The organism is Pseudomonas sp. EGD-AK9 (assembly GCF_000465935.2).
Taxonomy (GTDB): domain Bacteria; phylum Pseudomonadota; class Gammaproteobacteria; order Pseudomonadales; family Pseudomonadaceae; genus Aquipseudomonas.
The window spans coordinates 1-525 of the sequence record NZ_AVOF01000990.1 but is presented as its reverse complement, the minus strand read 5'-3'; the positions used below and the strand labels follow the sequence as shown (position 1 = coordinate 525).

At 67.0% G+C, this 525-nt stretch carries 1 pseudogene; it reads left to right on the top strand.

From position 1 onward, the window contains the following. Nucleotides 1–338: 338 nt before the first annotated feature. Nucleotides 339–525 (top strand): annotated as a pseudogene (locus N878_RS26160) (methyl-accepting chemotaxis protein); the annotation flags it as partial.

Here is a 525-nt window from a genome sequence, read left to right as displayed (position 1 = left end):
CCACCGGCGACGGCGGCGCGCTGCTCGCCTGGCACGACTGGAGCGCCGGCGGGCAGTTCTACGGGCGCTGCAAGGATTGGCTGGATCAACGCTTTATCCAGCGTCATCGCCTGGTGGGTTAAGGTCGCAGCCAGCTGCGACCAAAGTGCGATGGTGCTGCTGCTTCCAAGGTGTTCGAATCGATTCCATCCTGCCCGAGTTGCGCGCGTCTTTGCCGCCGGGCCTGTCGATCGCGTAGCCTGCGCCAGGTTACGCGGGAAGTTCGAGGAGAACCCGCCGTGACCCCGTCCGCCTACAGCGCCTCGCCGCGCCCAAGAACAAGAACTCTGAGGTCGGTCATGCAAGCTGCCTTTGTCCGTTCCCCGATTGCCTGCCTGCTGCACGCCCTCGGCCTGGCCGGGTTGATGCTGGTCTACCAGCAGACGGCGCTTCCGCTCTATGTCAGCGTGCCGTCCTTGCTGCTGCTGGCGCTGTGGCCCTGGCTCGGCCCCTGGCAGCGTCGCGACGAGCCTGCGGCCGCGCAGC